This is a genomic window from Pseudomonas benzenivorans (assembly GCF_024397895.1).
In the GTDB taxonomy this organism is placed as follows: Bacteria; Pseudomonadota; Gammaproteobacteria; order Pseudomonadales; family Pseudomonadaceae; genus Aquipseudomonas; species Aquipseudomonas benzenivorans_A.
This window is the reverse complement of record NZ_CP073346.1, coordinates 2561595-2587789: the sequence shown is the minus strand read 5'-3', so window position 1 is coordinate 2587789 and position 26195 is coordinate 2561595. Positions and strand designations below refer to the sequence as shown.

The 26195-nt window shown below is 62.7% G+C and carries 22 protein-coding genes and 2 pseudogenes; 14 read left to right on the top strand and 10 right to left on the bottom strand.

Going from position 1 to position 26195, the window contains the following annotated elements; all coding sequences use genetic code 11:
* Positions 1-10 precede the first annotated feature (10 nt).
* From KDW96_RS12090 to glmS, 8 genes are all read left to right on the top strand, one after another.
* On the top strand, positions 11-547 hold the full coding sequence (locus tag KDW96_RS12090; RefSeq protein ID WP_255836503.1) for a F0F1 ATP synthase subunit delta: 537 nt from the start codon (positions 11-13) through the stop codon (positions 545-547).
* 21 nt (positions 548-568) lie between these two features.
* The gene (atpA, locus tag KDW96_RS12085) at positions 569-2113 is read left to right on the top strand and encodes a F0F1 ATP synthase subunit alpha (protein WP_255836502.1); all 1545 of its coding nucleotides are present in this window, start codon (positions 569-571) and stop codon (positions 2111-2113) included.
* 50 nt (positions 2114-2163) lie between these two features.
* Entirely contained in the window at positions 2164-3024 is an 861-nt protein-coding gene (atpG, locus tag KDW96_RS12080; protein WP_255836501.1) for a F0F1 ATP synthase subunit gamma, read from the top strand.
* A 30-nt stretch (positions 3025-3054) separates the two neighbouring features.
* A complete protein-coding gene (gene atpD, locus KDW96_RS12075; protein ID WP_255836500.1) occupies positions 3055-4431 on the top strand; it encodes a F0F1 ATP synthase subunit beta in 1377 nt (458 codons plus the stop codon).
* Positions 4432-4508: 77 nt separating this feature from the next.
* On the top strand, positions 4509-4937 hold the full coding sequence (locus tag KDW96_RS12070) for a F0F1 ATP synthase subunit epsilon (RefSeq protein ID WP_255836499.1): 429 nt from the start codon (positions 4509-4511) through the stop codon (positions 4935-4937).
* Between the two features lie 87 nt (positions 4938-5024).
* Positions 5025-6389: a bifunctional UDP-N-acetylglucosamine diphosphorylase/glucosamine-1-phosphate N-acetyltransferase GlmU gene (gene glmU / locus KDW96_RS12065; protein ID WP_255836498.1), complete on the top strand. Its 1365-nt coding sequence runs from the start codon at positions 5025-5027 to the stop codon at positions 6387-6389.
* 178 nt (positions 6390-6567) lie between these two features.
* A complete protein-coding gene (locus KDW96_RS12060) occupies positions 6568-7338 on the top strand; it encodes a DeoR/GlpR family DNA-binding transcription regulator (RefSeq protein WP_255836497.1) in 771 nt (256 codons plus the stop codon).
* Positions 7339-7348: 10 nt separating this feature from the next.
* Positions 7349-9199 carry a glutamine--fructose-6-phosphate transaminase (isomerizing) gene (glmS, locus tag KDW96_RS12055; protein ID WP_255836496.1) on the top strand — a complete coding sequence of 617 codons (1851 nt, stop codon included), beginning with the start codon at positions 7349-7351 and terminating at the stop codon, positions 9197-9199.
* Between the two features lie 185 nt (positions 9200-9384).
* Here glmS and KDW96_RS12050 read toward each other — a convergent pair whose 3' ends face one another.
* Entirely contained in the window at positions 9385-10323 is a 939-nt protein-coding gene (locus KDW96_RS12050; RefSeq protein WP_255836495.1) for a LysR family transcriptional regulator, read from the bottom strand.
* A gap of 125 nt (positions 10324-10448) precedes the next feature.
* Between KDW96_RS12050 and KDW96_RS12045 the strand changes: the two genes are divergently transcribed.
* The 6 genes and pseudogenes from KDW96_RS12045 to KDW96_RS12020 form a co-directional block, all read left to right on the top strand.
* The gene (locus KDW96_RS12045) at positions 10449-11147 is read left to right on the top strand and encodes a CoA transferase subunit A (RefSeq protein ID WP_255836494.1); all 699 of its coding nucleotides are present in this window, start codon (positions 10449-10451) and stop codon (positions 11145-11147) included.
* 30 nt (positions 11148-11177) lie between these two features.
* A complete protein-coding gene (locus tag KDW96_RS12040) occupies positions 11178-11834 on the top strand; it encodes a CoA transferase subunit B (RefSeq protein WP_255836493.1) in 657 nt (218 codons plus the stop codon).
* 182 nt (positions 11835-12016) lie between these two features.
* Positions 12017-13195 (top strand): acetyl-CoA C-acetyltransferase, encoded by a 1179-nt coding sequence (locus KDW96_RS12035; protein ID WP_255836492.1) that lies wholly within the window; start codon positions 12017-12019, stop codon positions 13193-13195.
* Between the two features lie 122 nt (positions 13196-13317).
* Positions 13318-14661 carry a short-chain fatty acid transporter gene (locus KDW96_RS12030; RefSeq protein ID WP_255836491.1) on the top strand — a complete coding sequence of 448 codons (1344 nt, stop codon included), beginning with the start codon at positions 13318-13320 and terminating at the stop codon, positions 14659-14661.
* A 200-nt stretch (positions 14662-14861) separates the two neighbouring features.
* A pseudogene (locus tag KDW96_RS12025) lies at positions 14862-15125 on the top strand (transposase); the annotation flags it as partial.
* Positions 15122-15362, top strand: a pseudogene (locus tag KDW96_RS12020) (hypothetical protein); the annotation flags it as partial. The pseudogenes KDW96_RS12025 and KDW96_RS12020, both read left to right, overlap by 4 nt.
* Positions 15363-15579: 217 nt before the next feature.
* Here the strand turns inward: KDW96_RS12020 and KDW96_RS12015 are convergent.
* The 9 genes from KDW96_RS12015 to KDW96_RS11975 all read right to left on the bottom strand — a co-directional run bounded on the left by KDW96_RS12015 (position 15580) and on the right by KDW96_RS11975 (position 25656).
* Entirely contained in the window at positions 15580-17259 is a 1680-nt protein-coding gene (locus KDW96_RS12015) for a methyl-accepting chemotaxis protein (protein ID WP_255836490.1), read from the bottom strand.
* A 287-nt stretch (positions 17260-17546) separates the two neighbouring features.
* A complete protein-coding gene (locus KDW96_RS12010) occupies positions 17547-18473 on the bottom strand; it encodes an IS5 family transposase (RefSeq protein ID WP_255836489.1) in 927 nt (308 codons plus the stop codon).
* 483 nt (positions 18474-18956) lie between these two features.
* The gene (locus KDW96_RS12005; protein WP_255836488.1) at positions 18957-19727 is read right to left on the bottom strand and encodes a 3-hydroxybutyrate dehydrogenase; all 771 of its coding nucleotides are present in this window, start codon (positions 19725-19727) and stop codon (positions 18957-18959) included.
* Positions 19728-20083: 356 nt separating this feature from the next.
* Positions 20084-21349, bottom strand: a complete 1266-nt coding sequence (locus tag KDW96_RS12000) for an OprD family porin (protein ID WP_255836487.1) — start codon at positions 21347-21349, stop codon at positions 20084-20086.
* A gap of 81 nt (positions 21350-21430) precedes the next feature.
* Positions 21431-21946 (bottom strand): hypothetical protein, encoded by a 516-nt coding sequence (locus KDW96_RS22255; protein WP_370295017.1) that lies wholly within the window; start codon positions 21944-21946, stop codon positions 21431-21433.
* Between the two features lie 246 nt (positions 21947-22192).
* Complete coding sequence (locus tag KDW96_RS11990) at positions 22193-22438, bottom strand: helix-turn-helix domain-containing protein (protein WP_255836486.1); 246 nt, start codon at positions 22436-22438, stop codon at positions 22193-22195.
* Positions 22439-22495: 57 nt separating this feature from the next.
* The gene (locus KDW96_RS11985; protein ID WP_255836485.1) at positions 22496-23866 is read right to left on the bottom strand and encodes a TRAP transporter large permease; all 1371 of its coding nucleotides are present in this window, start codon (positions 23864-23866) and stop codon (positions 22496-22498) included.
* Between the two features lie 16 nt (positions 23867-23882).
* The gene (locus KDW96_RS11980; RefSeq protein ID WP_255836484.1) at positions 23883-24491 is read right to left on the bottom strand and encodes a TRAP transporter small permease subunit; all 609 of its coding nucleotides are present in this window, start codon (positions 24489-24491) and stop codon (positions 23883-23885) included.
* A 79-nt stretch (positions 24492-24570) separates the two neighbouring features.
* The gene (locus KDW96_RS11975; RefSeq protein WP_255836483.1) at positions 24571-25656 is read right to left on the bottom strand and encodes a TRAP transporter substrate-binding protein; all 1086 of its coding nucleotides are present in this window, start codon (positions 25654-25656) and stop codon (positions 24571-24573) included.
* Positions 25657-26195 lie beyond the last annotated feature (539 nt).

The window sequence follows — 26195 nt, the reverse complement described above, 5'->3', positions numbered from 1 at the left end:
GGGCGCGATCATGGCAGAACTGACCACGCTGGCCCGACCTTACGCTAAGGCTGCCTTCGAGTACGCCCAGGCACACCAGCAGCTGGCCGATTGGTCAGCCATGCTCGGCCTGGCGTCTGCGGTGTCGCAAGACGACACCATGCAGCGCGTACTCAAGGCCCCGCGTCTGACGAGTACAGATAAGGCCACCACCTTTAGCGAGGTGTGTGGTGACAAGTTCGACGCCCAGGTACGCAATTTCATCCACGTTCTCGCCGAGAACGATCGTCTGGCCCTGTTGCCGGAGATCGTCGAGCTGTTCGAGCTTTACAAGGCCGAACAGGAAAAGTCGATCGACGTGGATGTCACCAGTGCCTTCGCATTGAGCGATGAACAGCAAGACAAACTCGCCAAGGTTCTCAGTGCACGGCTCGGCCGAGAAGTGCGTCTGCACGCCGCGGAGGATACCGCCTTGATTGGTGGTGTCGTCATCCGCGCCGGCGACCTGGTTATCGATGGCTCAGTTCGCGGCAAGATCGCGAAGCTGGCCGAAGCATTGAAATCTTGAGTTTGAAGGGGCAGCAGAGCTATGCAGCAACTCAATCCTTCCGAAATTAGTGAAATCATCAAGGGGCGCATCGAGAAACTCGACGTCTCTTCCCAAGCCCGTAACGAAGGCACTGTCGTCAGCGTTTCCGACGGCATCGTGCGCATTCACGGTCTCGCCGATGTGATGTACGGCGAAATGATCGAGTTCCCGGGCGGCGTCTTCGGCATGGCACTGAACCTGGAGCAGGACTCCGTCGGTGCCGTGGTCCTGGGCGCCTACACCAGCCTGGCCGAAGGCATGAGCGCCAAGTGCACCGGGCGCATCCTGGAAGTTCCGGTTGGTCCGGAGCTGCTGGGCCGCGTGGTCGATGCCCTGGGTAACCCCATCGATGGCAAGGGTCCGCTGAACAACACCGCGACCGATGCCGTTGAGAAGGTTGCACCGGGCGTGATCTGGCGTAAGTCGGTCGACCAGCCGGTACAGACCGGCTACAAGTCGGTTGACGCCATGATCCCGGTCGGCCGTGGCCAGCGTGAGCTGATCATCGGTGACCGTCAGATCGGTAAGACCGCCCTGGCTATCGACGCCATCATCAACCAGAAGAACAGCGGCATCCGCTGCGTCTACGTGGCCATCGGTCAGAAGCAGTCGACCATCGCCAACGTCGTGCGCAAGCTGGAAGAGAATGGCGCCCTGGCCAACACCATCGTGGTGGCGGCGTCCGCGTCCGAATCCGCTGCGCTGCAGTTCATCGCACCGTACGCCGGCTGCACCATGGGCGAGTACTTCCGCGACCGCGGCGAAGACGCGCTGATCGTGTATGACGATCTGTCCAAGCAGGCCGTGGCTTACCGCCAGATCTCCCTGCTGCTGCGCCGTCCGCCAGGCCGCGAAGCTTACCCGGGCGACGTGTTCTATCTCCACAGCCGTCTGCTGGAGCGTGCATCGCGCGTTTCCGAAGAGTATGTCGAGAAGTTCACCAACGGCGAAGTGAAAGGCAAGACCGGTTCCCTGACCGCCCTGCCGATCATCGAAACCCAGGCAGGCGACGTTTCCGCGTTCGTTCCGACCAACGTGATCTCGATCACCGACGGTCAGATTTTCCTGGAATCGGCCATGTTCAACTCGGGCATCCGTCCGGCGGTCAACGCCGGTATTTCGGTATCCCGCGTAGGCGGTGCCGCGCAGACCAAGATCATCAAGAAGCTCTCCGGTGGCATCCGTACCGCCCTGGCGCAGTACCGTGAACTGGCGGCCTTCGCCCAGTTCGCCTCTGACCTGGACGAAGCCACCCGCAAGCAGCTCGAGCATGGTCAGCGCGTTACCGAGCTGATGAAGCAGAAGCAGTACGCGCCGATGTCGATCGCCGACATGTCGCTGTCGCTGTATGCCGCCGACCGTGGTTTCCTGCGGGACATCGAAGTCGCCAAAGTCGGCGCCTTCGAGCAGGCCCTGATCGCTTACTTCAACCGGGATCACGCCGCTCTGCTGGCCAAGATCAACGAGAAGGGTGACTTCAACGACGACATCGATGGCCAGCTCAAAGCCGGTATCGAGAAGTTCAAGGCCACCCAAACCTGGTAAGCCGCAGCGGGGGCCTCGCGGCCCCCGCCTGCTAACCCGATAGGTGTCAAATGGCAGGCGCAAAAGAGATTCGCAGCAAGATTGCGAGCATCAAAAGCACGCAGAAGATCACCAGCGCCATGGAAAAGGTGGCGGTCAGCAAAATGCGCAGGGCTCAACAGCGCATGGCGTCGAGCCGTCCCTACGCGGAGCGTATCCGCCAGGTCATCGGTCATCTGGCCAACGCCAACCCGGAATACCGTCATCCCTTCATGAACGATCGTGAAATCAAGCGCGTCGGTTATGTGGTGGTGAGTTCGGACCGTGGTCTGTGTGGTGGCCTGAATACCAACCTGTTCAAGGCTCTGGTCAAGGACATGGCGAGCAATCGCGAGCGCGGCGTGGAGATCGATCTCTGCGTGATTGGCAGCAAGGGTGCGGCATTCTTCCGCAACTTTGGTGGCAACGTAGTCGCTGCGATCAGCCACCTGGGCGAAGAACCGTCGATCAACGATCTGATCGGCAGCGTCAAGGTGATGCTCGATGCGTACCTCGAGGGTCGCATCGACCGTTTGTCCGTGGTCTCGAACAAGTTCATCAATACCATGACGCAACAGCCGACAGTGGAGCAGTTGATTCCGCTGGAGGCGACTCCGGATGAAGAGCTCAAGCACCACTGGGACTACCTGTACGAACCCGACGCCAAGGAGCTGCTGGACGGCTTGATGGTGCGTTACGTGGAGTCGCAGGTGTACCAGGCGGTGGTCGAGAACAACGCGGCCGAGCAGGCTGCGCGGATGATCGCGATGAAGAACGCCACCGACAACGCTGGCGACATCATCAAAGACCTGCAGTTGGTTTACAACAAGGCGCGTCAGGCAGCGATCACCCAAGAGATTTCGGAAATCGTCGGCGGCGCTGCCGCGGTTTAAGAACGGTTCAAATATTCAGAGGAACCAAAGATGAGTAGCGGACGTATCGTTCAAATCATCGGCGCCGTTATCGACGTGGAATTCCCGCGTGATCAGGTGCCGAGTGTTTATGAAGCGCTGAAAGTAGTCGGCGCCGAAACCACCCTGGAAGTCCAGCAGCAGCTGGGCGACGGCGTGGTACGTACCATTGCGATGGGTTCGACCGAAGGCCTCAAGCGTGGCCTGGACGTCGGCAGCACTGGCGCAGGTATCCAGGTTCCGGTCGGGGTGAAAACCCTGGGCCGTATCATGGACGTGCTGGGCAACCCGATCGACGAAGCTGGTCCGATTGGCGAAGAAGAGCGCTGGGGCATTCACCGTCCGGCGCCGTCCTATGCCGAACAAGCTGGCTCCAACGAACTGCTGGAAACCGGCATCAAGGTTATCGACCTGGTTTGTCCGTTCGCCAAGGGCGGTAAAGTCGGTCTGTTCGGTGGTGCCGGTGTCGGCAAAACCGTAAACATGATGGAACTGATCCGTAACATCGCCATCGAGCACAGCGGTTATTCCGTGTTCGCCGGTGTGGGTGAGCGTACTCGTGAGGGTAACGACTTCTACCACGAGATGAAGGATTCCAACGTTCTCGACAAGGTAGCCCTGGTTTACGGTCAGATGAACGAGCCGCCAGGCAACCGTCTGCGCGTGGCACTGACCGGCCTGACCATGGCCGAGAAGTTCCGTGACGAAGGTCGTGACGTACTGTTCTTCGTCGACAATATCTACCGTTACACCCTGGCCGGTACCGAAGTATCCGCACTGCTCGGCCGTATGCCGTCCGCAGTAGGTTACCAGCCGACCCTGGCCGAGGAGATGGGCGTTCTGCAGGAGCGCATCACCTCCACCAAGAAAGGCTCGATCACCTCGATCCAGGCCGTCTACGTACCTGCGGACGACTTGACCGACCCGAGCCCGGCGACCACCTTCGCCCACCTCGACGCCACCGTGGTACTGTCCCGCGACATCGCCTCCCTGGGTATCTACCCGGCGGTCGATCCGCTCGACTCCACCTCGCGCCAGCTGGACCCGAACGTGATCGGCCAGGAGCACTACGACACCGCCCGCGGCGTGCAGTACGTGCTGCAGCGCTACAAGGAACTGAAGGACATCATCGCCATCCTCGGTATGGACGAACTGTCCGAAGAGGACAAGCAGCTGGTATCCCGTGCTCGTAAGATCCAGCGCTTCCTGTCCCAGCCGTTCTTCGTGGCCGAAGTCTTCACCGGTTCGCCAGGCAAGTACGTGTCCCTGAAGGACACCATCGCGGGCTTCGGCGGCATTCTCAAGGGCGACTACGATCACCTGCCAGAGCAGGCGTTCTACATGGTCGGCGGCATCGAAGAAGCCATCGAGAAAGCGAAGAAACTGTAATCACCCATGCGCCTGGCAACGGGCGCATCAGGTTGTGGATAAGCTGTTATCCTCAGCCTGTCACGTGAGGCAAGCGTATGGCTATGACAGTCCATTGCGATATCGTCAGCGCAGAAGCAGAGATTTTCTCCGGTCTGGTGGAAATGGTGATCGCGCACGGCAACCTGGGGGATCTTGGTATCGCTCCGGGCCACGCGCCCTTGATCACCGACCTCAAGCCGGGGCCGATCCGCGTGGTCAAGCAGGGTGGCGAAGAGGAGGTGTATTACATCTCCGGCGGCTTCCTGGAAGTGCAGCCGAACATGGTCAAGGTTCTTGCCGACACCGTGCAGCGCGCCGCCGACCTGGACGAAGCCTCTGCCCTGGAGGCCGTCAAGGCGGCCGAGAAGGCTCTGCACGAACATGGTGCCGAGTTCGACTACGGTTCCGCCGCCGCTCGCCTGGCCGAGGCTGCAGCTCAGCTGCGCACCGTCCAGCAGCTGCGCAAGAAGTTCGGCGGTAGCTGATACCGCTGCACTTCATCGCAAGTCAGTAAAAGGGTAGCCTTGGCTACCCTTTTTCTTTGCCCGCATTTTTTTGGATCGGTCCTGCCCATGTCCCTCGATATCGTCATTCTCGCCGCCGGCCAAGGCACCCGCATGCGTTCCGCCTTGCCCAAAGTCCTGCATCCGGTTGCGGGCAAGTCCATGCTCGGCCATGTGGTCGATACCGCACGGCAGCTGTCGCCCCAGGGCATCCATGTGGTGATCGGCCATGGCGCCGAGACGGTCAGGGAGCGGCTGGCGAGCGAGGATCTGAATTTCGTCCTGCAGCGCGAACAGCTCGGCACCGGGCACGCTGTCGCCCAGGCGCTGCCGGCGTTGACCGCCGAACGGGTGCTGATCCTCTACGGCGACGTGCCGCTGATCGAGCAGGCGACCCTGGAGCGCCTGCTGCATAAGGTGGCGGATGACCAGCTGGCATTGCTCACCGTCGACCTGAATGACCCGACCGGCTACGGCCGCATCGTCCGCGATGCAGACGGCGTGGTGCAGGCCATCGTCGAGCACAAGGATGCGACGCCTGCGCAGCGGCAGATCTGCGAGGGCAATACCGGCATTCTCGCCGTTCCGGGCAAGCGCCTTGGCGACTGGCTGGGCCGGCTCTCCAACAGCAACGCCCAAGGCGAGTACTACCTCACCGATGTGATCGCCATGGCGGTGGCCGACGGCCTGGTGGTGGCCACCGAGCAACCGCTGGATGCCATGGAGGTGCAGGGCGCCAACGACCGCATCCAGCTGGCCGAGCTGGAGCGCCACTACCAGCAGCGTGCGGCGCGACAGCTGATGGCCCAGGGCGTGACGCTGCGCGATCCGGCGCGCTTCGATCTGCGCGGCGAAGTGACGGTCGGTCGCGACGTGTTGATCGATATCAATGTGATTCTCGAGGGCCGGGTGGTCATCGAGGACGGTGTCGAGATCGGCCCGAACTGCGTGATCAAGGACAGCACCCTGCGCACCGGCGCAGTGGTCAAGGCCAACAGTCACCTGGACGGCGCCGAGCTGGGCTCAGGCGCCGACTGCGGTCCCTTCGCCCGCCTGCGTCCCGGCGCGGTGCTCGGTGCGAAGGCCCACGTCGGCAACTTCGTCGAGCTGAAGAACGCGGTGCTGGGCGAGGGCGCCAAGGCCGGCCACCTGAGTTATCTGGGTGACGCCGAGATCGGCGCGCGAAGCAACATCGGCGCCGGCACCATCACCTGCAACTACGATGGCGCCAACAAGTTCCGCACGGTGATGGGCGAGGACGTGTTCATCGGCTCCAACAGCGCCCTGGTCGCCCCGGTCAATCTGGGCGATCGCGCTACCACGGGCGCGGGCTCGGTGGTCACCACCGACGTACCGGCGGACGGCCTGGCGGTGGGCCGCGCCAAGCAGCGCAATATCCAAGGCTGGAAGCGTCCGGTGAAGATCAAGAAGTGAGGTCGGTCTAGGGGCGTCGCCACCCTGGAGGAGATCGCGTCGCGTTTTCCGCTGGACTCTCGATCGAACGCTGGGGTGGATGAGCAATCCGTCATCCACCCCAGGTCGATTGCCCCTTGACGCAAAAGCGCCATTAGGTTTTGATTCGCGCCACTAACTTTCGAATCGAAACTTATCCATGTCGAAGCGCAACACCCCACAGCGCCGCCACGCCATCCTTGCCCTGCTTAATACCCAGGGCGAGGTGAGCGTCGACGAGCTGGCCAAAGGCTTTGCCACCTCGGAGGTGACCATCCGCAAGGACCTCGCCGCCCTGGAGAAGAACGGCCTGCTGCTGCGTCGCTACGGCGGCGCGGTGCCCATGCCCCAGGAGCTGATCGGCGACGCCGTGCAGCCGATTTCCCGCTACAAGCAGGCCATCGCCCGCGCCGGGGTGGCGCGCATTCGCGAGCACGCGCGGATCATCATCGACAGCGGCACCACCACCGCGGCGATGATCCCCGAGCTGGGCCACAGGCCGGGCCTGGTGGTGATGACCAACTCGCTGAACGTGGCCAACGCCCTGCGCGACCTCGAGCACGAGCCGGTACTGCTGATGACCGGCGGAACCTGGGACCCCCACTCCGAGTCCTTTCAGGGTCAGGTCGCCGAGCAGGTGTTGCGCTCCTACGACTTCGACCAGCTGTTCATCGGCGCCGACGGCATCGACCTGGCGCGTGGTACCACCACCTTCAACGAACTGCTGGGGCTCTCAAGGGTCATGGCCGAGGTGGCCCGCGAAGTCATCGTCATGGTCGAGAGCGACAAGATCGGCCGCAAGATTCCCAACCTGGAGCTGCCCTGGAGCAGCGTCCATACCCTGATCACCGACGAGCGCCTCGATGCCGAGGCCCGTGAACAACTGACGGCGCGCGGGGTCAACCTGATCTGCGCAAGCGTCGACGCTTAAGGAGAAGTCTATGTGTGGCATCGTGGGCGCAGTCGCCGAACGCAACATCACCGCCGTGCTGGTTGAAGGCCTCAAGCGCCTGGAATACCGCGGCTACGACAGCGCCGGAGTGGCGCTGCTGGGCGATCAGGCCCGGCTCGAGCGCCGCCGTCGAGTGGGCAAGGTCAGTGAGCTGCAGCAGGCGCTGGACGCCGAGCCCCTGGCCGGTCGCCTGGGCATTGCCCACACCCGCTGGGCCACCCATGGTGCGCCCAGCGAGCACAATGCCCACCCGCATTTCTCGGGCAGCGACCTGGCGGTGGTGCACAACGGCATCATCGAGAACCACGAGGCCCTGCGCACCCAGCTCAAGGGCCTGGGCTACGTGTTCAGCTCGGATACCGACACCGAGGTCATCGTCCACCTGCTCGACCACAAGCTGAAGAGCCAGCCGGATCTCACCGTCGCACTCAAGGAAGCGGTCAAGGAGCTGCACGGCGCCTACGGCTTGGCCGTGATCAGCGCCAAGCAGCCGGACCGTTTGCTGGCCGCTCGCAGCGGCAGCCCCTTGGTAATCGGCCTGGGCCTGGGGGAGAACTTCCTGGCCTCCGATCAGCTGGCGCTGCGCCAGGTCACAGATCGCTTCATGTACCTGGAAGAGGGCGATATCGCCGAGATCCGCCGCGATGCCGTGCAGATCTGGACGGTCGACGGCCAGCCGGTGCAGCGCGAGAGCGTGCAGTACCACGAGGGCGCGGAAGCGGCCGACAAGGGCGAGTACCGCCACTTCATGCTCAAGGAAATCCACGAACAGCCCAAGGTGGTGCAGCGCACCCTGGAAGGCCGCCTGGCCGCCGACCATGTGTTGACCCAGGCCTTTGGCCCCCAGGCCGCCGAGCTGTTCGCCAAGGTGCGCAATGTGCAGATCGTCGCCTGCGGCACCAGCTATCACGCCGGCATGGTTGCCCGTTACTGGCTCGAGGCCCTGGCGGGTGTACCCTGCCAGATCGAGGTGGCCAGCGAATTCCGCTACCGCAAGGTGGTGGTGCAGCCCGATACGCTGTTCGTCAGCATCTCCCAGTCCGGCGAAACCGCCGATACCCTGGCCGCACTGCGCAACGCCAAGGCGCTGAGCCCGGAGCAGGGTAGCTACCTGGCCAGCCTGGCGATCTGCAACGTCGGCATCAGCTCCCTGGTGCGCGAGTCCGACCTGACCCTGTTGACCCAGGCCGGCCCGGAAATCGGCGTGGCCTCGACCAAGGCCTTCACCACCCAGCTGGTGGCCCTGCTGCTGCTGACCCTGTCCCTCGGCCGCGTGCGCGGCACCCTCGACGCGAACCTGGAAGCCGAGCTGGTCGAGGAGCTGCGCCGCCTGCCGGCCCGCCTCGGCGAAGCCCTGGCCATGGACGCGGTGGTGGAAAAGGTTGCCGAACACTTCGCCGAAAAACACCACACCCTGTTCCTCGGCCGTGGCGCCCAGTACCCGGTGGCCATGGAGGGTGCGCTCAAGCTCAAGGAGATTTCCTACATCCACGCCGAGGCCTACCCGGCCGGCGAGCTCAAGCATGGCCCGCTGGCCCTGGTCGACAGCGATATGCCGGTGGTCACCGTGGCGCCGAACGACGAACTGCTGGAGAAGCTCAAGTCCAACCTGCAGGAAGTCCGCGCCCGCGGCGGCGAACTGATCGTGTTCGCCGACGAGCAGGCCGGCATGAGCAACGGCGAGGGCACCCATGTGGTCAACATGCCGCACATCCACGAAGTGCTGGCGCCGATCCTCTACACCATCCCGTTGCAGCTGCTGTCCTACCACGTCGCCGTGCTCAAGGGCACCGATGTGGACCAGCCGCGCAATTTGGCCAAGAGCGTGACAGTGGAGTAGGGCGATTCGAGCGAGGGGGATGCAGCTCGGGAATGACGTCTGTTCGGGGTAGGCCCTGCTCAGCCCGGGCCCGTCTTCCCTGCCCCCAAGTCTTCTGCGGCACCGAGCGGTCTGCAGAAACCCATGTAGGCGCCCAGACTCTGGACGTGCACGGCGACCGGCCCATTCGGCCGCCTTCCTTTCGGCTAGCTGCCCTGGGTTCGGTCGTTGTCGGCTGATGCTGCAGGCAGGCCGACACTGCTCCAGTCCCGCATGTGGAGGAGCACATCGCTCATGGCCTGGCCGGCGGTGGAGAGCTTATGGGAGGCCAGGCGGAGCAGCCCGACGCGCCGCTCCAGCTGTGGCTTGCCCAGGGCCACGCAACGGGCCCCCAGCTCCTGCATCTGATGGATGCACAGGCTGGGCACCGCACTGACCCCCAGACCCTGGGCCACCATGCGACCGACGGTGGTCAACTGGTGGCTTTCAAAGGCTACCGGCAGCTTGCCGTGTTCTCTCGCGACTATATCTTCCAGCATCAGGCGTACCGTCGACGGCCGTTGCAGGCTGATGAAGGGCCGCTCCAGCAACTCCGCCCAAGCCAGCTCGGAACGCTGCGCCAGGCTGCAATCCGCCGCCACCACGGCGACGAAACGGTCGGTGTAGAAGGGGGTGAAGGCCAGGTCCTCGAGGTTCTCCGGCTCGAAGGCGATGCCCAGTTCCACTCGCCGGTTGCGCACCATCTCCAGCACCTGTTCGTTGATCACATCGTGCACAGCTACGTTCACTTTCGGATGAAGGTCGCGGAAGGCCTTGAGTGCCACCGGCAGCAGGTTGCCGGCGAAGGAGGGCATGGCGGCGATGGAAACCTTGCCCAGTTGCAGGGTGAAGTGCTGTCGCAGCAATTCCTCGGTGTTGTCCCAGTCGGCCAGCAGGCGACGGGCGATGGGCATTAGCGTCTCGCCCTCCGGAGTGAGAGCGACGCTGCGGGTGGTGCGCGCCAGCAACTGACCTCCGAGTGATTCCTCGAGGTTTTTGATCGCGAGGGAAAGGGCGGGCTGGGACAGGTGCAGGCGCTCGCAGGCCTGGGCAAAGCTCAGGCCCTGAGCCACGGCGAGGAAGGCGCGCAGTTGCTTTACGGTCATTTATTTGGAAAGCGGATTAATTGCAATGAAAAACAAACTTAACAAATAAGTATTCGGGCGAGAAGATCTGCCTCACTCATCAGCGGCATCCCGCCGCTCTCCAATAACGACAAGAGGCGCAAAGCGTGAGCGGACTCGACAAGCGCGTAGGTTCCTACGAAGAGGCCCTGGTCGGGCTGACCGACGACATGACCATCCTGGCAGGGGGCTTCGGCCTCTGTGGCATCCCGGAAAATCTGATCGCCGAGATCCGCCGTCGTAGCGCCAAGGGCCTGACCGTGGTTTCCAACAACTGTGGCGTAGATGGTTTCGGCCTCGGCGTGCTCCTGGAAGACCGCCAGATTCGCAAGATGATTGCCTCCTACGTCGGCGAGAACGGGCTGTTCGAGAAACAGCTGCTGTCTGGCGAGCTGGAAGTGGAACTCACGCCCCAGGGCACCTTGGCCGAACGCCTGCGTGCTGGCGGCGCCGGCATCCCGGCATTCTTCGCCGCGACGGGTTATGGCACCCCGGTGGCCGAAGGCAAGGAAACCCGTGATATCGACGGTCGCCATTACATTCTTGAGCGGGCAATCACCGGCGACTTTGCCATCGTCAAGGGCTGGAAGGCGGACCATTTCGGCAATGTGATCTACCGCCACACTGCGCAGAATTTCAACCCGGTGGTGGCCACCGCCGGCCGCATCACCGTGGTGGAAGTCGAAGAGATCGTCGAGCCCGGTGAACTGGACCCGGCGCACATCCATACCCCTGGCATCTACGTGGATCGCATCATCTGCGGAACCTTTGAAAAGCGGATTGAGAAACGCACCGTCCGCTCCTGATCAGCACAAGAAGAATCCGAGGAAACCGATATGGCACTGACCCGCGAACAGATGGCCCAGCGCGTGGCCCGCGAACTCAAGGATGGCTACTACGTGAATCTGGGGATCGGCATCCCCACGTTGGTAGCCAACTACGTCCCCGAAGGCATGCAGGTGATGCTGCAATCGGAGAACGGCCTGCTGGGCATGGGCGCCTTTCCCACCGAGGACGAAGTGGACGCCGACCTGATCAATGCCGGCAAGCAGACCGTCACCGCCGTCCAGGGCGCGTCGATCTTCTCCTCCGCCGAGTCCTTCGCCATGATTCGTGGCGGCCACGTGGACCTGACTGTGCTCGGCGCCTTCGAGGTGGACGTGCAGGGCAACATCGCCTCCTGGATGATCCCCGGCAAACTGGTCAAGGGCATGGGTGGCGCCATGGACCTGGTGGCCGGTGCCGATAACATCATCGTCACCATGACCCATGCCTCCAAGGACGGCGAGTCCAAGCTGCTGGAGCGCTGTTCCCTACCGCTGACGGGGGCCGGCTGCATCCGCAAGGTGCTCACCGACCTGGCCTACCTGGAAATCAAGGATGGCACCTTTGTCCTCCGCGAGACTGCTCCGGGCGTGAGCATTGCCGAGATTGCCGAGAAAACCGCCGGCCCCCTGATCGTCCCGGACGATGTGGTCGAAATGCGCTTCTGATTGTTCTGCCGCCCCGACCGCAGCCACCACGCATGGCCGCTTTCGGGGCGGTCTTTTGATCGCTGGATGGCTATCGCGCAGCGATACCCATGCTCGTTTTTCGCAGCTGGAATGTCGGGCTTCGACCCGTTCAACGCCAACGACCTCTACGCGGTTCATCCAGCCGCCCAGGAGAATCAAAGATGCACGAAGTCGTCATAGTCGCCGCAACCCGCACCGCCATCGGCAGCTTCCTGGGCTCCCTGGCCAGCGTGCCCGCCGTCGAACTGGGTGCTGCCGTGATCAAGCGCCTGCTGGAGCAAAGCGGCCTGGCCGGCAGCGAAGTGGATGAGGTGATCCTCGGTCATGTGCTCACCGCCGGCGCAGGACAGAACACGGCGCGCCAGGCGGCGATCCGTGCCGGCCTGCCCAACGCCGTGCCGGCGCTGACCCTGAACAAGGTCTGCGGCTCCGGACTCAAGGCCCTGCACCTCGGCGCCCAGGCAATCCGCTGCGGCGACGCCGAGGTGATTATCGCCGGCGGCATGGAGAACATGAGCCTGGCGCCCTACGTCATGCCTGCCGCCCGTACCGGCCTGCGCATGGGCCACGGCAAGCTGGTCGACAGCATGCTCCAGGATGGCCTGTGGGATGCCTTCAATGACTACCACATGGGCATCACCGCCGAGAATCTGGTGGACAAGTACGGCATCAGCCGCGAGGAGCAGGACGCCTTCGCCGCCGCATCGCAGCGCAAGGCCGCGGCCGCCATCGAGTCCGGGCGCTTCAGCGACGAGATCACTCCGATCCTGATTCCTTCGCGCAAGGGCGAGGCGGTCAGCTTCGCCACCGACGAACAGGCCAGAGCCGTCACCACCGCCGAGTCGCTGGCCAAGCTCAAGCCAGCTTTCAAGAAGGATGGCAGTGTCACCGCCGGCAACGCCTCCAGCCTCAACGACGGCGCCGCCGCCGTGCTGCTGATGAGTGCCGAGAAAGCCAGGGCCCTGAGCCTGCCGGTACTGGCGCGCATCGCCGGCTACGCCAATGCCGGCGTCGATCCGGCATTCATGGGAATCGGTCCGGTTTCCGCCACTCGCCGCTGTCTGCAGAAGGCCGGCTGGCAACTGGACGACCTGGATCTGATCGAAGCCAACGAGGCCTTTGCCGCCCAGGCGTTGTCGGTCGGCAAGGAACTCGGCTGGGATGCAGCCAAGGTCAACGTCAACGGTGGCGCAATCGCCCTCGGTCACCCCATTGGCGCCTCCGGCTGCCGTGTGCTGGTGACCCTGCTGCACGAGATGATCAAGCGCGATGCCAGGAAGGGCCTGGCCACCCTGTGTATAGGTGGCGGCCAGGGCGTGGCGTTGGCCATCGAGCGCTGAGCACACGCGAGAAACGACTGGCCCGGCCTCGTACCGGGCTTTGTCATATCAGCCGAGGCTCAGGCAACCTCGGATAGCTGGTCGCAAGCCCAACTCACAACCATAAGAAAGAGACTTCATTCATGTTCAACACCCTCACCCACCTGAGCGTGAACCTGGTACAGCGCTACCTGCCTTCACCCTTCGTGTTCTCCGCACTGCTGACTCTGGCCGTGCTGATCGCCGGCATCTTCTCCACCGAGCAGACGCTACCGGCCATGGTGCAGCACTGGAGCAGTGGCTTCTGGACCCTGCTCGGCTTCGCCATGCAGATGGCGTTGGTCTTCGTCACCGGCCATGCCCTGGCCAGCGCGCCCATCGTCAACCGTCAGCTCGACCGCCTGGCCGGTCTGGCCCGCACGCCAGGCCAGGCGATCTTGCTGGTCACCCTGGTGGCCCTGGTCGGCTGCTGGATCAACTGGGGCTTCGGCCTGGTGATCGGCGCGGTGTTCGCCCGTGCCCTGGCACGCCAGGTCGAGGGCGTGGACTACCCGCTGCTGGTGGCCTCGGCCTACTCCGGCTTTCTCGTCTGGCACGGCGGCCTGGCTGGCTCCATCCCGCTGTCGCTGGCCACTGGCGGCGCGGACCTGGCACGCATCACCGCCGGCGTGCTGAGCGCTCCGGTGAGCATCACCGAAACCCTGTTCAGCGCGCAGAACCTGACCATCGTCGTGCTGCTGGTGATTGGCCTGCCGCTGCTCAACCGTGCCATGCACCCGCGCCAGGGCGCCAAGGTGGCCGACCCGGCCAAGCTGGTGGAGTCCCATGCCGAACGGCCGGCCCGCGAAACCCCGGCGCAGCGCCTGGACGACAGCCGCATCCTCGGCCTGGCGCTGGTGGCGATGGCGGCGATCTACCTGTTCAACCACTTCAGCAGCAAGGGTCTGGTGCTTGGCCTCGACGTGGTTATCGCCCTCTTCCTGTTCTGCGGCCTGCTCCTACATGGAACTCCCGAGCGTTACATGCGCGCGGTGGACGAGAGCGTGCGCGGCATAGGTGGCATCGTCCTGCTGTTCCCCTTCTACGCCGGAATCATGGGCATGATGATGGGCGCCAACGCCGACGGCATCTCCCTCGGCCGGCAAATCACCGAGACCTTCATTTCCTGGTCTTCGGCTGACACCTTCCCGCTGCTGGCTTTCCTCAGCGCCGGCGTGGTCAATGTGTTTGTCCCCTCCGGCGGTGGCCAGTGGGCGGTACAGGGCCCGATCATGCTGCCGGCGGCCCAGGCTTTGGGCGTATCGCCCACCGTAACCGCCATGGCGATTGCCTGGGGCGACGCCTGGACCAACATGATCCAGCCGTTCTGGGCCCTGCCGCTGCTCGGCATCGCCGGTCTCGGCGCACGCGACATCATGGGCTACTGCCTGATCGTGCTGCTGTATTCGGGCGCGGTGATCTGCGGCGCGTTCTACTTCCTCGGCTAATTGGCGCAGCCGAAGTACTTGGCCTACAAGCACTTCGGCAATGCCTAGGCTAATGCCAATGGTTGAGCCTGTTTTAGGGCTGCTTTTCCAGGGCCTTCTTTCATTCAGGCAACAGATGTAGTCGAGCCATACATAGCCTGCGCCTGTGCATCGAACAGTGCGCGGGCCGGCTGGCACCCTGAGCAAAAACGAAACATGCCATCACCGATGAGTTGCTAGGTCAGCTTCTCAGCAACTATCAGAGCCCTGAAGACCTTTTCGGTCTCGACGGCATCCTCAAGCAATTGACCAGGAAGTTGGTCGAACGCGGACTGGATGCAGAGCTGGCCCATCACTCGGGGCACGACAAACATCAGTCGGTTAACAACCCTGCCGGCAATACCCGTAAAGGTTTCAGTCGTACGAAGCTCAAGGGCGAGTTCGACGATCTACCTATCGATGTGCCGCGCGATCGGTACGGCACCGCGCTCGCTCGATACTCAATAGAAGGCATCGGTCAGAGCGGCTTGAAAGCGTGTTGTCCAGGCGGCCTTACAACGTGGCAGTCGCCGCGGCGGCAAACAACCTCGCCAGAGCCCTTTGGGCCGTGCTAGCTAGCCAGTGACCTGCCATATCGGGCCGAACCCTTTACGGCATGCATTCCAAGGGCATTGAAAATAGCAATCTACAGAGCGCAAGGAGCGCAGGCGACAAGCACATGATGACAAAATGGGTCAGACCGTGACGAGGTAAACCTAGTAGGGAATATGAGCCAAGGGCCCAGCCTTCAGCTCGATTATCAGATCAGGACCTCGCTGGCGAATTCCGTCGGGGCAGTAGGTTTCCGGCCTGCACAACAGGCCGGATACAAGACTGCTCCTACCATTACGCCAACATCGCTACCTGTTGAGCTCCGGGAGGCGCTCATAATAAGTGTGCTTAAATTCTGAACTGCTTCACCAGTCCACCAAGTCGATCACCCAGATCGGTCAGGCTGCGTGCGGTCTGGGCGCCGTTTTGGGCGTCGTCGGCGACGATGTCAGCGGAATGGGCGATCTGAGTCATGCTGCGGCTGATTTCTTCCGCGACGGCGGTTTGTTCTTCTGATGCGCTGGCAATCTGGGCGTTCATGTCGCTGATGGTTTCGATCAATTGAGCAATTGCATCGAGCGACTTCCCTGCCTCGTTGGCCAGCTCGCCGGTGGTCTTGCCGGTGTCGCTGGAGCGGCTCATGGCGACCACTGCTTCCTTTGCGCCGCGCTGCAACGAGCTGATCATGTCGTGGATTTCCTGAGTACTTTGCTGGGTACGGCTGGCCAGGGCACGCACTTCGTCGGCGACCACTGCGAAACCACGTCCAGCATCGCCAGCGCGCGCCGCTTCAATCGCGGCGTTGAGGGCTAGCAAGTTGGTCTGCTCGGCGACTGAACGAATTACATCGACCACTGTTGCGATGGATTGCACGTCCCGACGCAGATGATCGAGCGACGAACTGCTCTCGCCAATTTCGCCGATCAACACGTGAATGCTGCCGATGCTTTTGTTAACTACTGACTTGGCCTCCAGCCCCACATCGCTGGTTTTGCGAGCAGCCTGGGAAGCACTCTGGGCGCTGATTGATACCTGATGCGCCGCCGAAGACATCTCATGAATGGCGGTCGCGACCTGATCTGTTTCCTGCCGCTGGTGGCCCATGGCCTGTTCCGAACGCTGGGCTTGGGACGACATATCGCCCACCAGGCTGTTCAACTGGCCGGTCATTTCGGCTATTTGCCGCACCAGTCCGTGAATCTTCTCTACGAACTGATTGAAGGATCGAGCCAGAGCACCTAGTTCGTCATTGCCGTTTTCCGGCAGGCGACGGGTCAGGTCACCGTCACCTGCAGCGATGTCGTCGAGGTTCTGCTTGATCACTAGCACCGGCTTGACCAGTCCATTGCCAATGAACACGCCAACCAGTGCAACAACTATCAGGAACACCGCGACAATCGTCACGATCAATGTGGCTGAAGATCCAATGCGGCTTTGGGTCAGTTGCTCGATAGCCATAATCTGATTATCGATGTCATCCAAGTTTACTTGAGTGCCGAACGCCAAGTCCCACTTTTCTAAATACGAGGTGTAACCCAATTTCGGAATTGGTTTGTCGCTGCCAGGGGTCGGCCAGTCGTAGCGGAAGAAATGCGTGCCATCTTTTGCCTTGTCCACCAGGCCGCGGATCACGTAGACGCCATTGGCATCCTTGGCATCGGCGAAGTTCTTGCCAATATCCGCGTCCTTGTCGGCCCAAAACACGCGCACGTATTGCGAGTTGTACCCGAAGAAGTAACTTGCCTTGTCGTACTGCAAATTCCTCAGGACTTTGAGCGCACGATCACGGGCCTCCATGTCTCCCGGCGCGGATGCCTCGTAAATCGGTTTGATGGCCGCCTCGCCAATCTGCTGGTAGTTCTTTAGTGACAGTTTCCGCTCATCCAGAAGCAATGCTCGAGTCTGCTCAACTTCTTGGGCTGCCAGTTTTTGCAGAACAACCCAAGTGATACAACTGATCACCGCAGCCAGCAATAGGCTAGGGATGATGGCGAGGAGGATGATCTTGCGGTGTAGGCTTAATATCACGGTGATTTCCTTATGTAAGCAGGACGGGCTCTACCAGACTTCAGCGGACGTTTTTAAGAGGGATGAAATTTCAGGTCTTGCCGGGTGACTCTACGACGCATTCTTGGGTTATGGCACGAGGGTATGCAGCTTGTTGTATTGGGATGGTCTGAAGTAGTCATGTATTCTTGTCTGACTTAAGTCTCTGCCGATGTTGAAAGCGACGATTCAACCAAAAACGATCAGGCCGTCCGCTTGTTTCTGCTTTTTTAGCCGACGCGAGCACTTCGCATTGGCCATTTTCCATACTACAGACGCACGTCTCCTGCATTCGTCAGCGAATGTCGGCGTGCCACCCATAGGTTCGACAGCGCAAACAGTGTTACTAGTTGCGCGTTATTTTGGGCCAGGCCACGGGAGTGTCTCTTCACATAACCGAACTGACGCCTGATCACCAGTAACGGGGGCTCGGCTTGGACTCGCACCAGGGCCTTGGCTTTCTCGATCTTGTGCCTGGCTACGTATAGCGCGCTGTTCTTGGCAAGTTTTTTATAGGTGCAGCGGCGTGCCGCCATCTGCCAGATAGCCTTGCGCCCGCCATGCTCCGGGCGCTTTTCAATACCGATATAACCGGTATCAGCACAGACCACGTTCTCCGAACCATGCAACAACTTGTCGACCTGAGTAACGTCTGCGACGTTGGCTGCTGTGCCCACCACGCTATGCACCAAACCCGATTCGTCGTCCACGTCCATATGCGGTTTCAAGCCGAAGTAATACTGGTTGCCCTTCTTTGTCTGGTGCATGTCCGGGTCGCGCTTGCCGTCTTTGTTCCTGATCGAGTTGGGCGCGCTGATCGGCGTTGCATCGACGATGGCGCCCTGGCGCAGCGACAGGCTGCGGTCACTGAGATAGCCATTGATCACCGCCAGTATCCCAATCGTCAGTTCGTGTTCTTCCTGCAGGCTACGGAAGTCGACGATTGTGATCTCGTACAACGTTTCTTCTATCGCCGGGTCGATGTAGCCGAACCAGTTCTGCATCAAATGCACACGCGCCATTGCCATTAGCGGGTAGGCAGCCCGACCACCTCCACCCTTGGGGTAATGTGGATCGATCGAGGCAATCAATCCTTTCCACGGCACAACCTGATCCATCTCGATTAGGAGCAAGTCCTTGCGGGCCTGCTTGTGGTTGCCGACGTACTCGGCGTCGGCGAAGGTCATCTTCTTCATCGGCAAGCTCAGCGGGTGGAATCCGGGTACTTTGCCAACGCTAGGAAGTCTTCTTCAGAGTTTCCCTAGGGAGGTGATCACGGTATGTAGTGGTCAACAAAGTTTGGACACTGGTTTGGTGTTCACCCGGTGAGAGATTCAGTTTCCGCTGGCGTCTGGTTTCCGGGGTAATGTGCCGGCGCTGGTGGTTGTAGTGGTGTGTCAGATAGCGCAACCCTTCTGGCTCTGCATGGCCTTGGCTGGCATAGCCATACTCCGGTAGCAGCAAAATACTTGGCGAAGCTCTAAACCCTGGGCTTGGTAGATGGGGGCATCAGTACGTCGGTTGAGGCGACCGGCGAGCCGTGTGACAACTTCTTCGTCCATCATCGCGGGACCATATGATCTGACTGATGCGCCTATCCTGGGGGCGCCGATCCGGTGGCGGCAAACTTAGCCAATGTCTCGCCCCTGGCTTAGGTGAAACAAGTAGGCTGCTCCGCCTTACTGCGCCAGCCAGCCGCCGTCGATGTTCCACGTTGCGCCGCGTACCTGCTCTGCGGCCGAGCTGCAGAGAAACAGTGCCAGCTCGCCCAGCTGCTGCGGGGTGACGAACGCCTGAGAAGGCTGCTTCTCCGCCAGCAGCGCCGTGCGCGCTTGCTCGGGTGATTCGCCGGCGGCGACACGTGCATCGATCTGCTGCTGTACGAGCGGGGTGAGCACCCAGCCGGGGCAGATGGCATTGCAGGTGATACTGCTCAGGGCGGTTTCCAATGCCACCACCTTGGTCAACCCGAGCACGCCATGTTTAGCCGCGACATAGGCCGCCTTGCCGGTGGAACCGACGCTGCCATGCACGGAGGCGATGTTGATGATGCGCCCCCACTCCTGCGCGCGCATGTCAGGTAGAGCCAGTCGCGTGCAGTGAAACACCGCCGAGAGGTTGAGCGCGATGATCGAGTCCCAGCGCTCAACCGGAAAGTTCTCCACAGGCGATACGTGTTGTATCCCGGCGTTGTTGACCAGGATATCGACGCGGCCGAAATCGCGGCGGGCGTAGTCGAATAGCGCCTCGATCTGGGTTGGGTCGCCGAGGTCGGCGCCGTGATAGCCGACCCGTCCGCCGAAGTTGGACAGCTGGGCCGCCGCCGCCTGCCAGTCGCCGAAACCGTTAAGGATGACGTTGGCACCACTGCGGGCTAGCACTTCGGCAATGCCTAGGCCGATGCCACTGGTCGAACCTGTTATCAGGGCAGTTTTTCCACTGAGCGCCATAGGGCCTCCTTTTCATGCAGCCAAGAATGTAATCGGGCCATGCGGAACCCGCGCCCGCGCACCGAATGGTGCGCGGGCCGCCGGCACCCTGGGGCTTGTCTGTGCTACAAACCCAACCCGGGTAAATCGTCCCCGGCTGGGCAGTCCCCGAGAGGACCGCGCTTCCGGTATTTCTCCAAGGATTCAGCTGCGAGCCGAATCACTGCCGTATTCAGTCGATGCCCCGCCGCACGTCAGCTCGTTGGATGTTCACTCTACTGCACCGGCAGAATTCGCCTGCCAACGGCTGAAAAGGCCGGGCCTGCGTGGCCCGGCAAGACTTCCACGAGGAGTAGTCGCAATGCGTCGGCGCCGCCTTACCAGAGCGGCAGGCTGTAGCTGACGATGAAGCGGTTCTCGTCCAGATCGCTGCCGACGTTGCTGCGCGTGGTGGCGTTGCGCAGGCGCAGGCCGAGGTTCTTCAGCGGTCCGTCCTGGAACACGTAGGCGATGTCGGTGTTGCGCTCCCAGGTCTTTCCTTCGCTCTGGCCTGCACCGCGATCGACGTTGTCGCCCGACAGGTAACGGGTCATGAAGGTCAGTCCAGGCACCCCGAGGGCGGCAAAGTCGAAGTCGTAGCGCAGTTGCCAGGAGCGTTCGTCCTGGTTGCCGAAGTCGTTGATCTGCACCAGGTTGACCAGCGCGTTGTCGGAGCCGGCGATGTAGGCGAAGCCGGTGTCGCCGGAGAGGTGCTGGTAGCCGGCGGTGAACCCCTGGGCCCCCAGACGGTAGGTGAACAAGGCGCCGAAGGCATCGTTGTCGACGTTGCTGCCGCCGTCATCGTTGGAGCGGGCGAAGCGGATATCCGACTTGAAGCTGCGCCCCTCGGCCAATGGCAGCTGGTGCACCAGGTTGACCAGGTGCTGCTTGTAGATACCGTCGAGGCCGCCGTAGTAGTAGCTGGTGGAAAGCTCCGGGGTCCACTGGTAGCGACCGCCGGCGAACAGGAATTCGTCGCTGGTCTTGGCACTGCCCAGTACGATGTTGCGCTTGCCGCCGTTGAACACGGTCATGTCCTGATTGTCCGAGGAGTCGCGCTGGTTGACCCGGTCGATGCGGCCGAGGTCGAGACTCAGGCCCTCCACCTCGTTGCTGTTGAGCCAGGCGCCGCGGAAGGTCTGCGGCAGCAGGCGGCTGTCGTTGCGCATCAGCGCCGGCAGCACCGGTTGCAGGGTGCCGAGCTTGAGGGTGCTGTTGGAAGCGCGCAGCTTGGCCGTCAGGCCGGCCTCGCCGTACTCGTCCTGGGCGCGCTTCGGCGCCTCGCGGTCGCTCTTGAGGATGCCGGTGCCGACCCGGTCCGGGCTGGAGTCGAGCTTGATCCCGAGCAGGCCGATGGCGTCGATGCCGACGCCGATGGGGCCTTCGGTATAGCCAGACTCGAAGCGCAACATGAAGCCCTGGGCCCACTCTTCAGCCTTGGCCTGGGCGGCGCCGCTCTGGCGGAAGTCGCGGTTCATGTAGAAGTTGCGGGCATCCAGCGTCGCCTTGCTGTCGTCGACGAAGGCGGCGAATGCCGAGGGCGTCAGCCCCAGGGCGATACTCGTGGCCAGCAGCTGGCAGGAGAGTGTCGGCTTTTGTCGCATGGGTAGTTCCTCTTGTAGTTATTGTTGCTACAGCTTTGTTGCCCACGGCCTTTCTGGTCGCGCCATGGGATAGGGGGACACCTAGAACACGCGAGGCCAAGAGTTGGCCTCAAGGGGTGAGAGGCCCGCGCACAGCGTGCCGCTCGGCGCGAAGCAGTCGTGCAGCCATAGACTTCGGTTGGTGCGCGATGGGCCGAAGTCCTTGCCGACGAAACCGCGGCTGCCCAGGCTGGCGCGATCCTGGGGACGCACCGCTGCGGCGGCACCTGTCACCTCGCCCATCTCGTCTCTCGTTTCGCCGAGCAGCAGCATGATGCTGCCGCCGATCAGGCCGAGAATGGGCGCGGTGAAGGCATCGGTGCCGAAGAAGGGGCTGGGGATGGCGCTCAGGATCGCCGGGGTGCCGGGCAGCGCGGCCATGGTGAACGTGAACGCGCCGAGGGCGATGGCGCCCGGCAGCAGGTGCCTGGGAATGCCGGCCTCGCGCAACAGCACGGCTAACAAAACCAGCAACGGGGCGAGGATGAGGACGTCGAACCCGCGGTAGGCGAGGTCCATCGCCAGGCAGAGGGACAGCAAAATATCCAAGGTACCCATAGTGAGGGCGATTCCTTCTTGTTGTTGTTTTCTGGCGTGCTCTAGGGCACGTCGACGTCGAGTCCGACGAGTAGTGACTTGCCTAGAGCGAAAGATGTGCCAGGTAGCTCGGATCGGTCGTGGAAAAGCTTCTGGCCGAGCTGCGGCCTAGTCACCACGGGGCTTTGCTCGGGAAGTTGAGGGGACTCGTCGGAGGATTTTTGGCCCATGTGTTGAGGCATAGGTGCTCCAAGAAACTGGACATGTTCAGCGTGGCGATGGCCGGCACGGCGCTTTCCAGCCTTCTGGACGCATCGATGAGCGCTGCTTCAGGATGTTTTGCCGCAGCCTGCTATACAGGCTGGCGCGGGAGGTGCCGAACTCGAGGGCGGCGCGGCGGCGACTGCCATTGCTCGGCTGTAGCGCCGCCAGCAGGGCGTTGCGCTCTGCGCTGGCGATGCTCGGTGCCAGGGGTTGCACCGGGGCGATGAGAAGGTCGAACAGTAGTGGCATGGCCAACGCCAAGGCTCGGCCGTTGCCGGCCTCGGCGTGGTCGCTACGGCGAGCGGCTCAAGGACCGCCATAGACCTCGTTGGGCAGCCAGGTGGCCAGCGGCTGGAACCAGAACACCAGGGCCAGGGCGAGCAGCTGCAGGGCGATGTAGGGCATGACGCCCAGGTAGATGTCGCGGGTGGTGATGCCCGGCGGGCACACGCCCTTGATGTAGAACAGGGCAAAGCCCACCGGCGGGGTGAGGAACGAGGTCTGCAGGCACATGGCGAACATGATGGCGAACCACAGCGGGTCCACGCCCATGGCGAACAGCACCGGCGCCACCAGCGGCAGGATGATCAGGGTGATCTCCACCCAGTCGAGGAAGAAGCCCAGCAGGAAGGTGATGAACAGCACCGTCAGCAACACCCCGGTCTGGCCGAACGGCAGCCCGGTCAGTGCCGCGCGCACCACATCGTCGCCGCCCAGGCCGCGCAGCACCGCGGCGAACACCGTGGCACCGATGAAGATGCCGAAGATGAAGGCGGTGGTGCGGCTGGTCTGGTACAGCGCCTCCTTGAGCACGGCCAGGTCCAGGCGGCGGCTGACCAGGGCCATCAGCAGCGCGCCGGCGGCGCCCACGGCCGAGGCCTCGGTGGTGGTGGCGATGCCAAAGAAGATCGAGCCGAGCACGGCCAGAATCAGCCCCAGTGGCGGCACCACTGCCCAGAACACATCGAGCAGGGCGCGCATGTCCAGCGGCTGGCGGTCCTTCGGTGCCGGGGCGAAGTCCTTCTTCAGCCAGGCGGCGATCACGATATACAGGATGTACAACGCGCCGAGCATCATCCCGGGAATCAGTGCGCCCATGAACAGCTTGCCGACCGAGGCCTCGGGCGTGCCCAGGCGATCGGCCATCAGCACCAGCATGATGCTCGGCGGCACCAGGATGCCCAGGGTGCCCACGGAACAGGCGGTGCCGACCGCCAGCGACTTGTTGTAGTTGGCCTGCAGCATCGGCCCCAGCGACAGCATGCCGAGCAGCACCACCGAGGCGCCGACGATGCCGGTGGAGGCGGCCAGCAGCACGCCGACGATGACCACGGTGATGGCGTAGCCGCCGCGCAGCGGCCCCAGTACCCGTACCAGGCTGTGCATCAGGCGCTCGGCGATGCCGGAGCGATCGAGCATGATGCCCATGAAGATGAACAGCGGCAGCGCCACCATCAGCTCGTTGGCGACGATGCCGTAGATGCGCGCATCCAGCACGCCGATGGTGCCGCCCCAGGTGAACCAGAGATCGGCGTCGAAATATTCGATCAGCACATGGCCGGTGATGGCGAACACCAGGCCGATGCCGGCCAGCGACCAGGCCACGGGGAAGCCGAGCAGCAGCAGCCCCATGAAGCTGGCGAACATGGCAATAACAAGAATTTCTTCCAGACCCATTACTTCAGCCTCGTGATCAGGGATTCGGATGGCCGCCGTTGCGGTCATCGGCAGGCGTTTGAATGGCCCGGGGGAATTGGAACAGCAGGGTGCTGCAGCGCGAGGCCCGGGAGACCAGGGCGATGGCCACGAGGATCAGGCCCAGGGGCAGCACGCTCTTGAAGATGAAGCGGTAGGGCAGGCCGCTGGGTGCCTGGGAGTGCTCCTGGTAGATGAACGCGGTGTAGGCGTAGGGCACCAGGGTATGGATCATCAGGGAGACCACCGGTAGTGCCAGCAGGGCGATGCCCAGCAGCTCGATGCGGGCCTGGGTGCGCAGGGAGAGCTTCTCCCGCAGCACATCGACGCGCACGTGATCGTCGCGCACCACGGCGTAGCCCAGCGACAGCATCATGGCGGCGCCGAACAGGTGCCAGGACAGCTCTTCCAGGCCGATCGAACCGCGGGCCATGACGAAACGGCTGAACACGTTGCTGAGCACCACCAGCAGCACCAGCAGCCACAGCCAGGCGCTGGCCCGGCCGATGGCGACGATCAGGCGATCGAGGTACCAGGACAGACGGTTGCTCGGCAGCGGCTGCGGGGCAGTGGCAGGCAGGTCGGGAGAAGCGGAGGGCTGAGACACAAATACCTCGGGCTTGGCAGGCAAAGGCAATCGACGGGCACCGGCATGGCCGGGCCCGTCGAGGTTCGGGGTGGTGCGATCAGTCCTGCTGGTAGAAGTCGCGCGGCAGGTAGCCCATGCGGTGCCAGGTGGCGTGGTGCTGCATGAAGTCGCGCTGGCTGGTCAGCACGCGCTTGAACATGGCGTCCTGGCCGGCGATTTCGTCCAGCACCTCGTTGGTCACCCGCTGCAGCTCGCGCAGCACCGGCTCCGGCAGGTTCTGCGCCTGCACGCCTTCCTTCTGGTACTCGGCCAGGGCGGTTGGCTGGGCCCACTCGCTCTCGGCGAAGCCCTTGAGGGTGGCCGACTCGCAGCCCATCTCGATCAGCGCGCGGCTTTGCGGCTGGAGCTTGTCCCACACACCCTGGTTGACCAGCAGGTGCGAGGTGGTCAGGGTCTGGTGCCAGCCCGGCATGATGTAGTTCTTGATGATCTGGTCCAGCCCCAGCATCTTGTCGATGGCCGGCTGGGAGAACTCGGTGGCGTCGATGGTCTTGCGCTCCAGCGCCTGGTAGATCTCGCCGCCGGGGATCATGGTGACCGAGGCGCCGAGCTTCTCCAGCACCTTGCCGCCGATGCCGGCGAAGCGAATGCGCAGGCCGTCGAAGTCCTTCAGGTCGTTGATCGGCTTGGCGAACCAGCCGGCGCCCTCCGGGCCGATGACGCTGCACAGCATCGGGTGGATGTTGTGCTCGGCGTAGATCTCCTCCAGCAGCTTCTTGCCGTCGCCCTGGTAGTACCAGGCCAGGTAGGCCGGCGGCTCCAGGTTGAAGGGTGCGCCGGAATAGAGCGGCAGGGCGGGGATGGTGCCCTGGTCATAGCCGACCCAGGTGAAGCCGGCCGGGTACTTGCCGGTGCTCACCGCATTCATGATCTCGAACGGCGGGACCAGCTCGCCCGGCTCGTAGTAGCGCAACTGCATGTCGCCGCCGGAAATCGCCTTGAGCTGGTCGGCCAGGTGCTTGACCGGGGTAACCAGGCCGACCAGGTGCGAAGGGAAGGCCAGCGGCACCTGCCAGCGGACCTTCTCGGTGGCGACCGCCGGGGTGGCCAGCAGGCTGGAAGACAGCAGCGTGGCGGCACTGATGCCGCAGGTGAGGCGGGAAAGCTGTTGCTTGATCGACATACGGAGTTCCTTCTTGTTGTTGTTTCGAAACAGTCACGACCTGGGCGCGCACCTGCACCAGCGGAAGTCCGCGTTGGAAGGGCGCTAGCCGTAAGCTCATGGCCATTGCTAACTCCATGCCAATCAAGAATATTCTTTTAAAACAACAATTTATTGAGTTGGTTAGAAGTCGTCGAGCAGCCAATTCCGAATATATGGACACTGTAGTGTGGCGTGCTGGCCACTATGTTCAGTAATCAAGACCGACTCGCCCAGTCTTCTGGACACTTGCCAATCCTGTCGAAGGGGGCGTAGCGGCGGGTCGAGGAGCGCTGGCGATGTTCTTCATCCGGTAATCGGCGCCCGCTTCGAGCGCATCCGGGACTCCGGGGGCCAGGTCTGTGTCGGATGAAGGTCGAGTTGCAGCATGGTCCGGCGTCAAATCGCCGCTGGCCGTCTGCCTGACCCCGGTGTCTAGCCCGGGCAGGCTGTTCGGGTCCATGGTCGCCACCAACGGTGTAGCAACCCTGGTAGGCGCGACCGTGGGGGCTCCAGTACTC